Origin of the sequence: Burkholderia sp. Ax-1720, assembly GCF_011753035.1 — a bacterium.
In the GTDB taxonomy this organism is placed as follows: Bacteria; Pseudomonadota; Gammaproteobacteria; order Burkholderiales; family Burkholderiaceae; genus Burkholderia; species Burkholderia gladioli.
Window position 1 is genome coordinate 1 of record NZ_VWWK01000474.1, and the last position, 561, is coordinate 561.

At 65.1% G+C, this 561-nt stretch carries 1 protein-coding gene; it reads left to right on the forward strand.

Annotated elements, in window-relative coordinates:
• On the forward strand, positions 1-561 hold a 561-nt coding region (locus F3J18_RS37745; protein ID WP_166917242.1), incomplete at both ends, for an AMP-binding protein.

Here is a 561-nt window from a genome sequence, read left to right on the forward strand (position 1 = left end):
GCCATCGTCATTACCCGTATTTCCAGCTGCAACTCGAGAACGACCGGCAGGCGCTCTACGAAGTGGCGTTCAACTACGTGAACTTCCACGTCTACGAGTCGCTGGAGCAGGCAGCCGGCTTCGAGGCACGCGGCGGGCAGGGTTTCGAGGCCACCAACTTCGCGATGACCGTCAACTTCGCCGATACCTCGGACGGTTTGTCGATCGACATGAAGATCGACCCGTCGCGGCTGTCGGCGCGGCAGGGCGGCCGCGTCCTCGCTTATTACGTGGCGGCGTTGACGGCGATCGCCGCCGACGCCCAGGCTGATCACAGCCTTTGCGATCTGCTTTCGAACGCGGAGCGGCAGCAGTTGCGTAGCGCTGCCAACGAGCCCGAGGCGAGCTACGAGCAAGAGGGTACGCTGCACGGTCGCTTCGAGGCGCAGGCGGCACTCATGCCGGAGGTGATCGCGGTCGAGTTCGAGAGCGAGCGCCTGAGCTACGGCGAACTCAATGCGCGGGCGAATCGCCTGGCGCATCGGCTGATCGCGGCGGGCGTGAGCAAGGACGATCGCGTCG